This window comes from Hyunsoonleella sp. J2K-J805 (assembly GCF_057167125.1).
Genome location: NZ_CM169901.1, coordinates 1,870,339 through 1,886,423, shown reverse-complemented (window position 1 = coordinate 1,886,423; position 16,085 = coordinate 1,870,339). Strand labels below are relative to the sequence as shown.

Below are 16,085 nucleotides of genomic sequence, written 5' to 3'. Positions count from 1 at the left end.
GTATTAATTATCGTAATTGTTGTTTACTAGGTGTAATTCGGCATTTACAGGTTTTACTGAGTCGTTTTCAGGTTTAGAATCATAACCTAATATTTTAAGTAAGTCTTCACTTTTTTGTTGTTCGCTAAATAATTTGGTAGTAATATTTCCGTCTGCATCTCTATCAATTAAAATATGCTTTGGCGAAGGAATTAAACAGTGCTGCAAACCGCCAAAACCACCTATAGTTTCTTGGTAAGCACCTGTATTAAAAAACCCGATATATAATGGTTTATTCTCGTTATATTTAGGCAAATAAATAGCATTCATGTGCTGCTCACTGTTGTAATAATCATCACTATCGCAAGTTAAACCACCTAACAACACACGCTCATAACTATCTTGCCAACGGTTTACCGCTAGTAAAATAAAACGTTTATTAATCGCCCAAGTATCGGGTAATGTTGTGATAAACGATGAGTTAATCATGTTCCATTTTTCACGATCGTTTTGTTGTTTTTGGTACAATACTTCATATATAGCACCACCACTTTCGCCAACGGTAAAGCTTCCAAATTCTGTGAAAATATTTGGTACGTCCACCTCCTCTTCCTCACAAGTCAGTTTAATTTGATTGATAATTTCATCAACCATATACTCGTAATCAAACTCAAAAGCCAATGAGTTTTTTATAGGAAAACCACCCCCAATATTTAAGCTATCAAGTGTTGGGCAAATCTTTTTTAAACTTGTATATACCTTTAAACACTTCAACAATTCGTTCCAGTAATACGAGTTATCTCTAATTCCTGTATTAATAAAAAAATGTAGCATTTTAAGATCAACCTTCTCATTATTAGCAATCTGACTTTTATAAAACGGCACTATATTTTTGTAGCCTATACCCAAACGGGAGGTGTAGAATTCAAATTTTGGTTCTTCTTCTGAAGCTATTCTAATTCCAACATTAAATTTGCCATGGATCTCTTGTGAGAGCAAATCTATTTCCTCGTAATTATCAATAATCGGGATTACATTTTTGTGACCATTATTTATTAAACGGGCAATATTGGTAATATACTGCGCACGTTTAAAACCGTTACTAATTACATAGGTGTTGTTGGTAATTTTACCATCGGCCTTTAAATTTTCAACAATATCAATATCAAAAGCAGAAGACGTTTCAATGTGGATATCATTCTTCAAGGCTTCATCTAGAACATGCTTAAAATGACTGCTTTTTGTACAGTAACAATAGTTATAGTTGCCCTTGTAATTGTGCTTTTCTATAGCATTAGCAAACCACTGTTTTGCCTTATTAATGTTATTTGAAATTTGTGGCAAGTAGGTAAATTTTAGTGGTGCACCGTACTGTTTGGTGAGTTGCATTAAATCGATATCATGAAAATGCAATTGCCCTTTATCAACTTTAAATTCTTCTTGTGGAAAATCAAAAGTTTGATGTATTAAATCAATATATTTAGTATTCAATGTGTGTATTTAAAAAGTTAAAAAATGTAAATCTTGTATGCGCTACAGGTTACGGCAATAACAATTACATATCAAATACGGAAGGCTTTGCACGTTGTAGGCACAAAGGCATACTCATGCTGTACAGCATATATTGGAGATACGGAAGTTAGCTTTAAAATTCGGTTACTTAATCTGTAAGCTGCTTTTGAATATGACTTCCTAATTTTCAAAAGCCCGAACATAGAAACAGGTTTCAATTTGTTCAGCTACTTTTTTGAGGCTAAAGTTACATCCTCAAAAAAGGTGCGCAAATGTAATTTATTTTTTAATACAGAAATTTTTTTATTAATTTTTTTTTTTTTTTTTTGAGATTTATGTTTCTTAAAAACAGGAATATAATTTAATAACTTGGTTTATGAAGTTAACAAATTTCTTTTGGAAGGATAGTTTTAAGTGTGGAGTTTTTGTTTTATATTGTCATTAAGATTTTTGATATATTCCAAAACGTCATCTTTTCCAATACTTTTAGTGCTAGAAGTCACAAAATAATTAGGCATTTCTTCCCAGAATTCTAACATCACCTTTTTGTAGTCATTAACATGTCGTTCAATAACTTTAGGTTTTAGTTTATCTGCTTTTGTAAAAATGATGGAAAATGGAATACCGTTTTCTCCAAGCCAATTCATAAATTCCAAGTCAATAGGTTGAGGGTTGTGTCGAATATCTACCAAGACAAAAGCAGTAACTAATTGTTCTCGATAGCTGAAGTACTGTGTTATGAATTTTTGAAAGGTTTTTTTAGAGCTTTTAGAAACTCGTGCATAACCATAACCCGGTAAATCTACCAGATGCCAGTTCTTGTTTATTAAAAAATGATTAATCAACTGGGTTTTTCCAGGTTTACCCGATGTTTTTGCAAGGCTTTTTCGCCCTGTTAGCATGTTGATTAATGATGATTTTCCAACATTGCTTCGCCCAATAAATGCATATTCTGGCAGGTTGCTTTTTGGGCATTTGGCTACATCAGAATTGCTAACAACAAATTCAGCAGATTTAATTAGCATAATGTTTTTATTAGGGAGTTTGCCGATTTATAATTTTCGATCGGTTAGCCACGAATTCAAAATTTCATTGAAAGCATTGGGGTGTTCCATCATGGCGGCATGTCCGCATTTATCTATCCAGAACAAGTTGGAGTCGGGTAGTAACTCATGGAATTCTTCCGCCACCTCTGGTGGGGTTACATTGTCATTCTTGCCCCAAATAATGCAAGTTGGCGTTTTCATTTTAGGTAAATCCTTTGCCATGTTGTGTCTTATAGCGCTTTTAGCAATGGCTAAAGTTTTTACTAATTTATTTCTGTCGTTTACTGTTGCATAAACCTCGTCTACAATTTCTTTAGTGGCTACCTCTGGATCGTAAAAAACATCTTGTGCTTTCTTTTTAATAACCTCGTAATCGCTACGTTTGGTATAACCGCTTCCCATAGCGCTTTCGTAAAGCCCAGAACTTCCAGTAATAATCAGCGCTTTTACCTTTTCAGGATACAATTTTGTATGATATAAGCCAATATGTCCGCCAAGGGAGTTGCCAAGTAGGATAACCTCGTTAAACCCTTTAAATTCAATAAAATCGTGCAGATATTTTGCGAAGCTCTTTACGTTGGTTTTTAAAAGCGACATGGTGTAAATTGGTAATTCAGGAATCACAATTTTATAACCCTTGTCACTAAAAAAGTGTTTTACGGCATCAAAATTACTTAAGCCTCCCATTAAACCGTGGAGTATAATTATAGGCGTGCCTTCGCCAACTTCTATGTAACTGTAGTTTTTTTCTTTTCTTAAGCTGTCCCCCATTAAACTTTGTTCATCCGTTTCCTAAGAAAACAAATATAGTTAATTCATTCATAATTTAAATGCTTTAATTTTTACTAAAGCTTACCTGCCTAAAACTAGCTTTGTTAACATTGCAAAATAGTACTTATTCCCACTTTATAAACTCTTGATAACTAGACCGAAATAAGCTATTTTTCAATTATAAATCAGTTGAAAAACACTTCTTCTCAAAAAATTATTAACAAAAGTGGTATAAAGTGGTAAATGGTGGTAAATTTTGATATATTTGAAACTTAAACACCAAAATCTGAAATCATTACAGTGCATTCATTAATAGGAACATACAATTGTAAGGTTGATGTCAAAGGGAGGATGATGATCCCCTCAGGCATGAAAAAACAGTTGATGCCAATTCTGGATGATGGTTTTGTGCTGAGGCGTTCAGTGTTTCAAAAATGCTTGGAATTATATCCAATGGCGGAGTGGCAATTGCTTATGCAAAAAATGAACAAGCTGAACAGGTTTAAAAAGAAGAACAACGATTTTATCAGAAGATTTAGTGCCGGTGCTAGAATTATTGAGGTGGATGGAAATGGTAGGTTGTTAATTCCTAAAGATTTAACGGTTTTCGCCAACATCACTAAGGATATTGTAATCTCGCCCTCGATAAATATTATCGAAATATGGGATAAGGAGTTGTATGAGCAATCTATTGATGATGCGGCTCTGGATTTTGCTGATTTGGCTGAAGAAGTAATGGGTCAAGATGGCGAAGACGATGTATCATAATCCAGTATTGTTAAAGGAAACGGTTGATGGTTTAGCCATAAAACCTGACGGCGTATATGTGGACGTGACTTTTGGCGGAGGCGGGCACAGTCGAGAAATTTTGAGTAGGCTAGGAGATAGCGGTAGGTTGTTTGCTTTTGACCAAGACCAAGATGCATTGGCAAATACGATAGATGATGAGCGTTTCGTCTTGATAAATGAAAACTTTAGATACGTAAAGCGGTTTTTAAGATTTCATGGTGTACAGGAGGTTGACGGTGTATTGGCTGATTTTGGAGTGTCGTCCCATCAGTTTGATGTTGCAGAGCGGGGTTTTTCAACGCGATTTGAAGCTAGATTGGATATGAGGATGAATCAACAAAATGAATTGTCGGCATTTCACGTTGTAAATGAATACGGGGAGGAGCGGCTGCGACAAGTGCTTTTTCAGTATGGTGAATTAAGGGCAGCTCCAGCAATGGCAAGATTAATTGTGGCGCACAGGCAAAACGAACTAATTGTAACGAGTGAGCAGTTAAAACAAGTGTTAAAAAAGTTCTTATCGCCACGACATGAAAACAAAATTTTGGCTCAAATCTATCAAGCTATTAGGATAGAGGTAAACCAGGAGATTGAAGCCTTAAAGGAGTTCTTGTTGCAGACGCCAGAAATTTTGAAACAAAGAGGTAGGTTGAGTTTTATCTCATACCATTCTTTAGAGGATAGGTTGGTAAAGCGTTTTATAAGAAATGGATTGTTTGATGGGGAGCCAGAGCGAGATGTTTTCGGAAATTTTGAAGTGCCTCTAAAAAAAGTTAACGGTTTAATTGTGCCAACTCCAGAGGAAATTAAGTTGAATAACAGAGCTAGGAGCGCAAAACTCAGGATTGCAGAAAAATTATAGATGAAAAAAAATATCTATAACATATTAAAAGGGACCTTTTTGGTAAGTGACGATTCGTTTAAAAACTGGCGTATCATCATTTTTATTTCTGTTTTAGCCATTGTTATGATTGCAAGTTCACACAGTGCTGATAAAAAAGTATATGAGATTACAAAGTTAGAAGATGAGGTAAGGGAAATGCGATCTGCATTTGTTGATGGGCGTTCCAGATTAATGCGCTTAAAAATGGAGTCTTCAGTGGCTTCAAAAATGAAAGATAAAGGGTTGGTACCTTCAGTGGAGCCGCCTAAAAAGATAAAAGTTAAATCACAAGAATAAAAGTAGAGTTTTGGCTGTAAGCGAGAAAAACATATTGAATCGATTATACTTCATAGCTGCGTGTATGTTCATTTTTGGCATTGCTGTTATGGTAAAGTTGGCAAATATTCAGTTTGTGCAAGGTGACGAGTATCGTGCTAAAGCCAGTGAGCGTATTGTAAAAGATTTTGTAGTTCCTGCTAATCGTGGTAACGTGTATTCTGTTAACGGAAATTTGCTCGCCACGTCAATACCTAAATATGATATTCGTTTTGATGCACTTACGCCTGCATCTTCACTTTTTGAAAAACATTTAAAGTCGTTTTGTGATTCGTTAGCAAAATTTCCAGGAAAAAAAACGTCCTCTCAGTATCAAAAATTGATTAGAAAGGCAAGAATAAATAAAAACAGGTATCTGCTTTTGGCGAAAAATTTGGGCTATTCTGAGTATATGAGGATGCGTACATTTCCTCTATTGAATTTAAACGCGTTTAAAGGAGGTATAATAGTCGAGCAAAAAACGAAGCGCGAACATCCTATGGGTGGAATAGCCCAACGTACCATTGGCTACGAGCGCATAGACGAAAAAGGAAATGTAACACGTCCGGGTATTGACGGTGCGTTTGGAGTAAAATATTTAAGAGGAAAAGACGGAAAGCACGCTAAACAGCAAATAGGAAAAGACAAGTGGAAACCTATTTATGATTATAATAAAATTGAGCCCCAAGATGGTTTGGATGTATATACAACCATAGATGTGAATATTCAAGATATAGCACATCATTCATTATTAAATCAACTCGAAAAGTATAAGGCAGACCATGGGTGTGCCGTAGTGATGGAGGTTGAAACGGGAGAGATAAGGGCTGTTGTGAATTTGGGTAGAAATTCCGAAGGAAAGTATTATGAAAGGCGAAATTATGCGGTTTGGGAGTCGCACGAACCGGGTTCAACATTTAAGTTGATGGCACTTGCTGCTGCTCTTGAAGATAAGGTTATTGATACCAGTGATGTTGTGGATACGGAAAAAGGAGTTCTAACTTACTATGGAAAGAAAGTTAGGGATTCAAAATGGGGTGGTTACGGTAAAATTTCTATTTCTGAAGCTTTTGAGGTCTCGTCAAATACAGGGATAGTGAAAGCTATTTATAATGCCTATAAAGAAAAGCCCGAAAAATTTGTGGATAGGTTGTACGATATGAATCTTGATGACAAGCTAGACCTTCCAATTATAGGAGAAGGGGAAGCCATTATTCCAGATCCAAGAATAAAAAATAACCGTTGGAGCGGAATAGCGCTACCGTGGATGGCATTTGGATATGGGGTATCGTTTACACCGTTACAAACGCTAACATTCTATAATGCCGTAGCAAACGATGGTGTTATGGTAAAACCAAGATTTTTAAGAGAAGTTAAAGAGTTTGATAAAACTATTGAGCCCTTTGAAAAGGAGGTTATTAATAAGCGCATTTGTTCAAAAGAGACAATTGCTAAACTTCAACAATTATTAAAAAATGTAGTTGAGAAAAAACATGGCACAGGGAATAGGCTGTATTCCAAGAACTTTTCAATGGCAGGAAAAACCGGAACTTGCCAGAAGGATTATCGAGACAAAGAGAAACTTAATTATATCTCATCTTTTGCAGGGTTTTTTCCAGCGGATAATCCAAGATACTCATGTATTGTGGTAATTCATGAGCCCGATAAAGAAGTGGGTTATTATGGTGCTGATGTCTCAGGTCCAGTATTTAAAACAATAGCACAAAAAATATATACAGACACGCCTTTAATTGAGGAAGTTGAATCGCTAGAAGTAAAACGTGCTTCGGTAGAGCAACAATTTGAAGCGTATTACGCCATCGCCCAAAAGTATAAAACCATTATGCCAAATGTAGTTGGGCTTCCTGCCATGGATGCTATTGCACTTTTAGAAAACATGGGATTGCAAGTGAATTTCAAAGGTTCGGGTGTGGTAAAACGACAATCAGTGGCTAAAGGTCAAAAAGTAAAGAAGAATCAAAGAATCGATTTAGAAATATCTTGAAAATATTAAAGGACATATTGTACAAGGTTAACATCGATGCCGTTGTTGGAAGCACGAATATTGCCGTAGACGCAATTAATTTCGACTCCAGAGCAATTGGTGCTAAAGATGTGTTTGTGGCTATTCGAGGAACAGTAGCCGACGGGCACAACTATATAGATGTTGCGATAAAACAAGGCGCATTGGCGATTATATGCGAAGCTTTGCCTGCTAATTTGGTTGATGGTATCACTTATGTAGAAACACTAAACTCAAACAAAGCACTAGCAATCATGGCTTCAAATTATTACGATTCCCCATCGGATAATTTGAAGCTTGTTGGTGTGACAGGTACCAACGGAAAAACTACGGTTACCACATTGTTATATCAGTTGTTTAAAAATGCGGGTTATAAAGTGGGCTTGCTTTCTACAGTGAAAATCTTGGTAGATGATGTGGAGTACAAAGCTACACACACCACACCAGATTCTTTAACAATAAATAAATATTTGATGATGATGAATGATGCCGGGGTGGAATTTTGCTTTATGGAGGTAAGTTCTCATGGGATTCATCAAAGCAGGGCAGAAGGGTTGCGTTTTGAAGGCGGTGTGTTTACCAATCTGTCTCATGATCATTTGGACTACCATAAAACATTTGCTGAATATCGCGATGTTAAAAAGTCATTTTTTGATGGTTTGGGAAAACACGCATTTGCCTTATCAAACACCGATGATAAAAACGGTTTGGTTATGCTCCAAAATACCGTGGCAAAAAAATATACTTATGCGCTTAAAGGTTATGCTGATTACAAAGCGCAAATTCTGGAAAATGAGTTTAGCGGATTGCTGTTATCTATTGATGGGAGTGAGGTTTGGACGCGATTGATAGGGAATTTCAATGCCTACAACGTACTGGCAATTTATGCTACTGCGGAATTATTAGGGTTAGAAAAAGTTGAGGTTCTAAGGCTGATAAGTGAGTTGCAAAGTGTGAGCGGAAGGTTTCAGTATTTGGTATCGGACGAAAAAATTACAGCCATTGTGGATTATGCGCATACGCCTGATGCACTAAAAAATGTATTGGAAACAATAAATAGCATTCGCACAAAAAATGAATCATTAATTACTGTAGTGGGTTGTGGCGGAGATAGAGATAAAACGAAGCGCCCCAAGATGGCAAATATAGCTTCTGAGTTAAGTACCACAGTTATTTTCACTAGTGATAACCCTAGAAGCGAAGTTCCTGAGTCTATTATAGAGGATATGGAAAAGGGTGTTGCTGCTCAGAATTATAAAAAAACATTATCCATAATTGATAGAAAACAGGCTATTAAAACAGCATGTCAACTAGCTGAGGCCAAAGACATCATTTTAATTGCTGGAAAAGGACATGAAACCTATCAAGAGATAAATGGAGAGCGATTTGATTTTGATGATTATAAAATAGTTAAAGAATTTTTAAAACAGTTACAGAAATAAATGCTTTTTTATTTGTTTGATTATTTAGAGAAAGAATTTCAGTTCCCTGGAGCATCTCTCTTTGGGTTTTTAACCTTTAGGGCTGCTTTCGCTATGATTCTATCGCTATTGATTTCAACTATTTATGGTAAACGTATCATTCGTTTTTTGCAAAGAAAACAAATGGGCGAAACCATTAGAGATCTTGGTTTGGATGGTCAAGCACAAAAAGCAGGTACACCAACCATGGGTGGCATCATTATCATTCTAGCTACGTTAATACCTGTTTTTTTACTGGCAAAATTAGAGAACGTTTATATTATTCTTCTAGTTGTTACAACAGTTTGGATGGGCGTTATCGGGTTTATTGATGACTATATTAAAAAATTTAAAAATGATAAAGATGGGCTAAAGGGGCGTTTTAAAGTATTGGGACAAATTGGCCTTGGTCTTATTGTGGGGTTAACCTTGTTTTTTAACCCTAATGTTACCATAAAGGAAAAATTACCAGAAGCGCAGCAACAAGTATTATTGGCTGAAAATCCTGATTTACCGGTTACTCAACTTTTTGAAAAAGAGGAAAGATCTACAAAAACAACAATTCCTTTTGTTAAGAATAATGAATTTGATTATGCCAACTTAATTACTTGGATTAGTCCAGAATTAAAGAATTACGCTTGGATAATATTCGTACTGGCAGCAATTTTTATAATAACAGCCGTTTCCAATGGCGCTAACCTAACTGATGGTATTGATGGGTTAGCAGCAGGTTCTTCGGCAATAATAGTATTAACACTGGGCATTTTTGCATGGGTATCAGGTAACATTATTTTTTCAGATTACTTAAACATCATGTACATACCAAGGGTAGAGGAAATTACCATATACATTGCAGCTTTTGTAGGCGCATTGATAGGTTTTTTATGGTACAATACGTTTCCTGCACAAGTATTTATGGGCGATACGGGGAGTTTAACAATCGGAGGAATCATAGCGGTAATTGCTATTGCAGTTCGCAAGGAGTGGTTAATTCCTTTGTTGTGTGGCATTTTTCTAGCTGAAAATTTATCGGTGGTGATGCAAGTAAGTTGGTTTAAGTATACCAAGAAAAAATATGGTGAAGGGCGTAGAATTTTTAAGATGTCGCCGCTTCATCACCATTATCAAAAATTAGGATATCACGAGAGTAAAATTGTAACACGATTTTGGATTGTGGGTATTCTACTGGCTATCATTTCAATAGTAACATTGAAAATTAGATAGATGAAAAGGCTTGTGATTTTGGGTGGAGGAGAAAGTGGTGTTGGTACAGCACTTTTAGGGAAGGCCAAAGCGTACGAGGTATTTGTTTCAGATAAAGGAAAGATAAAACCGGAGTACAAAAAAGTTCTTATACATAATGAGATTGAATGGGAAGAGGAGCAGCATACCGAATCAAAAATTCTTAATGCTGATTTGGTGATGAAAAGCCCTGGAATTCCAGAAAAGGTGCCCCTAGTTCAAAAATTGAAAAAAAATGGGATTAGCATAGTTTCTGAAATTGAGTTTGCTTCAAAATTCACAACGGCAACCATAGTGGGAATAACAGGTAGTAATGGAAAAACAACAACGGCAACATTAACGCATCATTTGTTGAAGGACGAGTTGAACGTTGGTTTAGCTGGAAACATAGGAGATAGTTTTGCGCAACAATTGTTAGAAAAAAACTATGAAAACTATGTGCTGGAAATTAGCAGTTTTCAGTTGGACAACGTGATTGATTTTAAACCTAAAATTGCAGTCATTACTAATATCACACCTGATCATTTAGACAGATATGATTATCAATTTGAGAAGTATGTGAAAGCAAAATTCAGAATTGCAATGAATCAAACTTCAGATGATTATTTGATTTATGATGCTGACGACGAGGTTATAACTAATCATTTAAAAACTAATCCAGTTCAATCCACATTATTGCCTTTTTCACTTAAAGCAGAAATTGAAAACGGCGCATATTTTAAAGATAACAAACTAATAATAACGATAGAAAACAACCAAATAATTATGCCAACAACTAGCTTAACTCTCGAAGGTAAACACAACATTAAAAACGCAATGGCTGCCTCAACTGTAGCGCATTTATTGAGAATTAGAAAACAAACCATCAGAGAGAGTTTGGAAAATTTTCAAGGAGTAGAACATAGATTGGAGCAGGTTTTAAAAATTAATAAAGTGCAATACATTAATGATTCAAAAGCTACAAATGTAAATGCCACATATTTTGCTTTAGAAAGTATGGATGCGCCTACAGTTTGGATTGTTGGAGGAGTGGATAAAGGTAATGACTATAGGGAGCTATTTCCATTTGTGAATGAAAAGGTGAAAGCTATTATTTGTTTAGGTGTTGATAATGAAAAATTGATTGATACGTTTGGGAATATGGTAGACATCATTATTGAAACTCAATTTATGAGTGAAGCAGTTAAGATTGCGTATAAGGTGGCAGAATCAGGTGATAATGTCTTATTATCACCAGCTTGTGCGAGTTTTGATTTGTTTGAAAATTATGAGGATAGAGGGCGTCAGTTTAAGGATGCAGTAAGAAATTTATAAAAAACGTGCAGCATATTTTTAAAAACATAAAAGGAGATCGGTTAGTTTGGGCAATAGTAGCACTATTGGCTATTCTATCGTTTTTGCCGGTTTACAGTGCTGCGAGTAATTTAGCGTATAGAGGTGGAGGTACTAATACCTTTATTTTTTTCGTAAAGCATTTTGTGTATTTGCTTTCGGGGTTCTTAATTATTTATGGTGCCCATAAAATCCCGTATCGTTATTTCAAAGGGTTATCGCTTGTGATGATTCCAATTGTTTTGGTGTTATTAACTATCACAATTTTACAAGGCACAACAGTTGAAGGTGCTACGGCTATGAGATGGATAAAAATTGGGGGTATGTCGTTCCAAACATCAGCTTTAGCCGCTGTAGTATTGATGGTATACGTAGCAAGATACTTATCAAAAATGAAGGGTAAAGAAATAACTTTTAAAGCGTCTGTTCTGCCTTTATGGATGCCTGTATTTTTGATTTTGGCATTAATTCTTCCTTCAAATTTTTCAACTGCAGCCATAATTTTTACTATGGTATTGGTATTGGTTTTTATGGGAGGTTATCCTATAAGATATTTGATGTTTATTTTGGGATCTGGACTGGTGGCTTTAACGCTTTTTGTGCTTGTTGCACGAATGACTGAAGGGCCTTTGAAAGTGAAGGTAAATACATGGGAGAATAGGATTAAGAACTATTGGAATGGTGAAGATACAGAAGCGGATTATCAAATTAACAAGGCTAAAATAGCAATTGCATCAGGAGAAATATATGGTGTAGGTCCAGGTAAGAGCATTCAAAAAAACTTTTTGCCCCAATCGTCATCCGATTTCATTTTCGCAATAATAATTGAGGAATATGGATTAATAGGTGGCTTTTTAATTATGCTTTTGTATTTATGGTTGCTATTCCGGGTTGTTATTGTGGCGCAGAAAGCAGATAGTATTTTCGGAAAGCTGTTGGTCTTGGGCGTTGGTCTGCCCATTATATTTCAGGCATTGATAAATATGGCGGTAGCAGTGGAGTTGTTTCCAGTAACAGGACAAACTCTACCTCTAATTAGTAGTGGAGGAACATCGATTTGGATGACATGTCTAGCTATTGGTATCATATTAAGTGTGAGTGCAAGGCGAGAAGAAATTAAGCAACAAGAAATAAACGAAGACGATCCGTTGGAAATTTTATCGGAAACTATTTAATAATTACGATATACGATTTTTTGAATTACGATTAATGAAAGAAATACTTAAAAATAGAACAAGAAAATATGCTTCAGATTGTTGGAGGTTATGTTCAAAATTCCCTGTTTCTAGAGAGTATAATGCGTATTGTAATCAATTAATTAGGTGCTCTAGTTCTGTAGGTGCTAATTACAGAGCTGCTTGTAGAGCTAAATCGGACGCAGACTTCATAAATAAATTGAAAATTGTTGAAGAAGAAGCTGATGAAAGCATGTATTTTTTAGAATTACTTTCAGAAGTTAGTAATAAAGAACATCAAGAAATAGAAAGACTTCATAAAGAATGGAATGAATTATTAGCAATAGTTGTGGCATCAATAAAAACCATGAGAAAGCGTAAATCGTAAATCATGAATCGTAAATCTAAAATCTATAGAATCATTTTATCAGGAGGTGGCACAGGAGGCCATATTTATCCTGCTATTGCTATTGCCAACGAATTAAAATCAAGGTATCCAGGCTCTAAGTTTTTATTTGTAGGCGCTAAAGATAGAATGGAAATGGAAAAAGTGCCTCAGGCTGGATATGACATAAAAGGGCTCTGGATTTCTGGTATACAAAGAAGATTTACATTAAAAAATTTGATGTTCCCTTTTAAGTTAATCAGTAGTTTATGGAAAGCCAAAAAAATTATTAAATCGTTTAAACCTGATGTAGCCATAGGAACTGGCGGCTTTGCGAGTGGGCCACTATTACACGTAGCAGTATCAAATAAAATTCCGGCACTAATTCAAGAACAGAATTCATATCCTGGGATAACCAATAAAATTTTATCAAAAAAAGCACAAAAAATTTGTGTTGCCTATGAGGGTTTAGAGCGGTTTTTTCCAAAGGAAAAAATAAAGATTACAGGAAATCCTGTAAGACAAGGTTTGCTTAGTATTGAAGCTAAAACCGTTGAAGCAAAAAACCGCTTTAACTTAAAACATGGTAAATATACCTTGTTGATTTTAGGCGGAAGTTTGGGTTCTAGGCGCATTAATGAATTAATAGAGCAGGAACTTGATTTTCTTGAAACACAAAATGTTGAGATTATCTGGCAATGTGGAAAGTTATATTATCAGCAGTATAAGCTTTATGGAAACGCAAAGGATGTGCAGGTTTATGAGTTTTTAAACGAAATGGATATGGCTTATGCAGCGGCAGATATTATCATTTCCAGAGCAGGGGCAAGTTCCGTTTCTGAATTATGCATCGTTGGAAAGCCTGTAATTTTCATACCCTCTCCAAATGTAGCTGAAGATCATCAAACTAAAAATGCTTTGGCAATTGTAAATCAAAAAGCGGCATTAATGATGAAGGAGAGTGATTTGGAGGTGGACTTTGAAAATAAGTTTTCGCAGTTAATTGCCTCAAAGAATAAGCAAAAAGAATTGGGGAGAAATATTAAAAAACTGGCACTTGTTAATGCTACCAAAGATATTGTTGACGAAGTTGAGATATTGTTAAAAAAGTGAATTTAAATAACGTACATAACATCTATTTTATAGGTATCGGTGGTATCGGTATGAGTGCTTTGGCACGCTATTTTAAATCTATAGGAAAGCATGTTTCTGGTTATGATAAAACACCTTCTGAAATTACTGAAAACCTTGAATTTATTGGCATTTCAATTCATTTTGAAGATCAGGTTAGTCACATTAAAAAGCCATTTCAAAATAAAGAAAAAACACTTGTTGTCTATACACCTGCTGTTCCTCAATTTCATTCCGAGTTAAACTATTTTATAAATAATGGATTTACAGTGCTGAAACGCTCACAAGTTTTAGGGCTTATAACCGAAAACACCTTTTGTTTGGCAGTGGCAGGAACCCATGGGAAAACTACAACCACAAGTATTTTGGGGCATTTATTGTATCAAAGTGGTGTAAAATTAACAGCGTTTTTAGGGGGCATTAGTGAGAATTACAATTCCAACTTAATTCTCAACGGGAATGAGGTTTCGGTTGTGGAAGCCGATGAGTTTGATAGGTCGTTTTTAACGCTATCCCCAAATTTAGCCTGCATTACATCAATGGACGCCGATCATTTGGATATTTACGGTGATGCTTCAGAATTAAAGAAATCTTTTGAAGATTTTTCAAAACGAATTAAACCAAATGGAAAGCTATTTGTTAGAAATGGGTTGCCTATTGAGGGGATTACGTATGGCATTGAAGACGACGCCGATTATTCAATTCAAAATATAAAAATTGAAGATGGTACTTATGTTTTCGATATAACAACCCCTGAAACAGTTGTAAATGGTTTGAGATTTAATCTTCCAGGAAGACACAATTTATCAAATGCACTAATAGCAATGGCAATGGCTGCTGAATATGGCGTCTCTCACCAGCAGCTTGCCAATGCGTTGGAATCATATAAAGGTGTAAAACGTAGGTTTACCTATCACATCAAAACAGATAATTTGGTGTTTATTGATGATTATGCACATCATCCAGAGGAGATTAACGCTGTTCATCAAGCTGTTAGGGAGATGTATCCCAATCAAGAGGTGTTGGCTATTTTTCAACCACATTTATATACCAGAACCAGAGATTTTATTGATGAATTTGCTGAGAGTTTATCTCAATTTGATGAGTTATTGCTATTGGAAATCTATCCAGCAAGAGAATTGCCTATAGAAGGGGTAAACTCCAAATGGCTACTAGATAAAATAGACAGCTCTAGTAAAAAATTGGTAAACAAGTCAGGTTTAATTTCAGAAATCTTGAAAAGTTCCGCCCGCGTTATTTTAACCATTGGTGCTGGCGACATTGGAGAAGAAGTGAAACATATTAAAAGAGAATTAAGCGTTGCGAGTTAATTGGAATTACATAAAACTGTTGGTGCTATTTATTTCGGTAGGGCTTCTGTACGCTTTTGCTTCAGTAAAAAATAATGTTAGGAAAGTATCCAAAACCAACATATCATTTTTAGGAGAAAACAGTCTTTTTATTACGCATGAGGCTGTTAGTAAATTGTTAATACAAAATCAAGGAGGCCTTAAAAATAAGCCTAAAGAAACTTTAGATTTGAATACGTTAGAAAAGACCCTGAATTCTAATCCCATGATTAAATCAGCTGAAGTGTATGTTGCTGTAAATGGTACACTTAACGCTGAAATTGAACAAAAACGACCTGTTGCGAGAGTAAGCACAAATGCATCATATTACATAGATGATGAGGGTAATTATATGCCTTTGTCATCTAATTATACAGCAAGGGTGCCACTAGTTACAGGTTATGTTGAAAAAAATAATTTGAAGAATGTTTTTGAAATAGCCAAAAAAGTAGAATTAGACGCCTTTTTGAAACATCATGTAGTAGAGATTCATCAAAGTTTAAACGGTGCTATTGCCCTTAAATTGAGACAATGCAAGTTTACTGTGAATCTAGGAAGTTTAAAGCTTTTAGATAAGAAGATTAACAACTTAAAAGCGTTTTATAAAAAAAGTTTAAAAGAAAAAACGCTGGATACGTACAGTAAAGTGAATTTGCAATTTGATAATCAAGTGGTGTGTACCAAAACGTAAGA

Annotated in this window: 15 protein-coding genes; 12 read left to right on the top strand and 3 right to left on the bottom strand. The window is 35.3% G+C overall.

The window, feature by feature from the left end:
* Positions 1-3 precede the first annotated feature (3 nt).
* The 3 genes from AC1B0Z_RS08325 to AC1B0Z_RS08315 form a co-directional block, all read right to left on the bottom strand.
* Complete coding sequence (locus AC1B0Z_RS08325; protein WP_483795185.1) at positions 4-1,470, bottom strand: type III PLP-dependent enzyme domain-containing protein; 1,467 nt, start codon at positions 1,468-1,470, stop codon at positions 4-6.
* Positions 1,471-1,901: 431 nt separating this feature from the next.
* Positions 1,902-2,516 (bottom strand): ribosome biogenesis GTP-binding protein YihA/YsxC, encoded by a 615-nt coding sequence (gene yihA, locus AC1B0Z_RS08320; protein ID WP_483795184.1) that lies wholly within the window; start codon positions 2,514-2,516, stop codon positions 1,902-1,904.
* Positions 2,517-2,543: 27 nt separating this feature from the next.
* The gene (locus AC1B0Z_RS08315; RefSeq protein WP_483795183.1) at positions 2,544-3,308 is read right to left on the bottom strand and encodes an alpha/beta fold hydrolase; all 765 of its coding nucleotides are present in this window, start codon (positions 3,306-3,308) and stop codon (positions 2,544-2,546) included.
* Between the two features lie 300 nt (positions 3,309-3,608).
* Here AC1B0Z_RS08315 and mraZ point away from each other — a divergent pair, with 300 nt between their 5' ends.
* From mraZ to AC1B0Z_RS08255, 12 genes are all read left to right on the top strand, one after another.
* The gene (mraZ, locus tag AC1B0Z_RS08310) at positions 3,609-4,076 is read left to right on the top strand and encodes a division/cell wall cluster transcriptional repressor MraZ (protein ID WP_483795182.1); all 468 of its coding nucleotides are present in this window, start codon (positions 3,609-3,611) and stop codon (positions 4,074-4,076) included.
* Positions 4,054-4,959, top strand: coding sequence for a 16S rRNA (cytosine(1402)-N(4))-methyltransferase RsmH (rsmH, locus tag AC1B0Z_RS08305; RefSeq protein WP_483795181.1), 906 nt, complete (start codon positions 4,054-4,056; stop codon positions 4,957-4,959). The genes mraZ and rsmH overlap by 23 nt, the downstream gene beginning before the upstream one ends.
* Positions 4,960-5,277: an FtsL-like putative cell division protein gene (locus tag AC1B0Z_RS08300; RefSeq protein ID WP_483795180.1), complete on the top strand. Its 318-nt coding sequence runs from the start codon at positions 4,960-4,962 to the stop codon at positions 5,275-5,277.
* A 64-nt stretch (positions 5,278-5,341) separates the two neighbouring features.
* Entirely contained in the window at positions 5,342-7,300 is a 1,959-nt protein-coding gene (locus AC1B0Z_RS08295; protein WP_483795281.1) for a penicillin-binding protein, read from the top strand.
* Entirely contained in the window at positions 7,297-8,760 is a 1,464-nt protein-coding gene (locus tag AC1B0Z_RS08290) for a UDP-N-acetylmuramoyl-L-alanyl-D-glutamate--2,6-diaminopimelate ligase (RefSeq protein WP_483795179.1), read from the top strand. The genes AC1B0Z_RS08295 and AC1B0Z_RS08290 overlap by 4 nt, the downstream gene beginning before the upstream one ends.
* The gene (gene mraY / locus AC1B0Z_RS08285; RefSeq protein WP_483795178.1) at positions 8,761-10,002 is read left to right on the top strand and encodes a phospho-N-acetylmuramoyl-pentapeptide-transferase; all 1,242 of its coding nucleotides are present in this window, start codon (positions 8,761-8,763) and stop codon (positions 10,000-10,002) included. It begins immediately after the preceding gene.
* The gene (murD, locus tag AC1B0Z_RS08280) at positions 10,003-11,334 is read left to right on the top strand and encodes a UDP-N-acetylmuramoyl-L-alanine--D-glutamate ligase (RefSeq protein ID WP_483795176.1); all 1,332 of its coding nucleotides are present in this window, start codon (positions 10,003-10,005) and stop codon (positions 11,332-11,334) included. It begins immediately after the preceding gene.
* Positions 11,335-11,339: 5 nt separating this feature from the next.
* Complete coding sequence (locus AC1B0Z_RS08275) at positions 11,340-12,527, top strand: FtsW/RodA/SpoVE family cell cycle protein (protein WP_483795174.1); 1,188 nt, start codon at positions 11,340-11,342, stop codon at positions 12,525-12,527.
* 34 nt (positions 12,528-12,561) lie between these two features.
* On the top strand, positions 12,562-12,915 hold the full coding sequence (locus AC1B0Z_RS08270; RefSeq protein WP_483795173.1) for a four helix bundle protein: 354 nt from the start codon (positions 12,562-12,564) through the stop codon (positions 12,913-12,915).
* Positions 12,916-12,918: 3 nt separating this feature from the next.
* A complete protein-coding gene (murG, locus tag AC1B0Z_RS08265; RefSeq protein ID WP_483795171.1) occupies positions 12,919-14,025 on the top strand; it encodes an undecaprenyldiphospho-muramoylpentapeptide beta-N-acetylglucosaminyltransferase in 1,107 nt (368 codons plus the stop codon).
* Positions 14,022-15,374 (top strand): UDP-N-acetylmuramate--L-alanine ligase, encoded by a 1,353-nt coding sequence (gene murC / locus AC1B0Z_RS08260; RefSeq protein ID WP_483795170.1) that lies wholly within the window; start codon positions 14,022-14,024, stop codon positions 15,372-15,374. Before murG ends, murC begins: the two co-directional genes overlap by 4 nt.
* Positions 15,364-16,083 carry a cell division protein FtsQ/DivIB gene (locus AC1B0Z_RS08255; protein ID WP_483795168.1) on the top strand — a complete coding sequence of 240 codons (720 nt, stop codon included), beginning with the start codon at positions 15,364-15,366 and terminating at the stop codon, positions 16,081-16,083. Before murC ends, AC1B0Z_RS08255 begins: the two co-directional genes overlap by 11 nt.
* Positions 16,084-16,085 lie beyond the last annotated feature (2 nt).

What these genes read in the sequence shown, in the direction of transcription:
- AC1B0Z_RS08295 (WP_483795281.1), top strand. Translation starts at nt 5,342, where the DNA reads ATGTTCATTTTTGGCATTGCTGTTATGGTAAAGTTGGCAAATATTCAG.
- murD (WP_483795176.1), top strand. Translation starts at nt 10,003, where the DNA reads ATGAAAAGGCTTGTGATTTTGGGTGGAGGAGAAAGTGGTGTTGGTACA.
- yihA (WP_483795184.1), bottom strand. Translation starts at nt 2,516, where the DNA reads ATGCTAATTAAATCTGCTGAATTTGTTGTTAGCAATTCTGATGTAGCC.
- AC1B0Z_RS08270 (WP_483795173.1), top strand. Translation starts at nt 12,562, where the DNA reads ATGAAAGAAATACTTAAAAATAGAACAAGAAAATATGCTTCAGATTGT.
- mraY (WP_483795178.1), top strand. Translation starts at nt 8,761, where the DNA reads ATGCTTTTTTATTTGTTTGATTATTTAGAGAAAGAATTTCAGTTCCCT.
- AC1B0Z_RS08315 (WP_483795183.1), bottom strand. Translation starts at nt 3,308, where the DNA reads ATGGGGGACAGCTTAAGAAAAGAAAAAAACTACAGTTACATAGAAGTT.
- murG (WP_483795171.1), top strand. Translation starts at nt 12,919, where the DNA reads ATGAATCGTAAATCTAAAATCTATAGAATCATTTTATCAGGAGGTGGC.
- AC1B0Z_RS08300 (WP_483795180.1), top strand. Translation starts at nt 4,960, where the DNA reads ATGAAAAAAAATATCTATAACATATTAAAAGGGACCTTTTTGGTAAGT.
- rsmH (WP_483795181.1), top strand. Translation starts at nt 4,054, where the DNA reads ATGGCGAAGACGATGTATCATAATCCAGTATTGTTAAAGGAAACGGTT.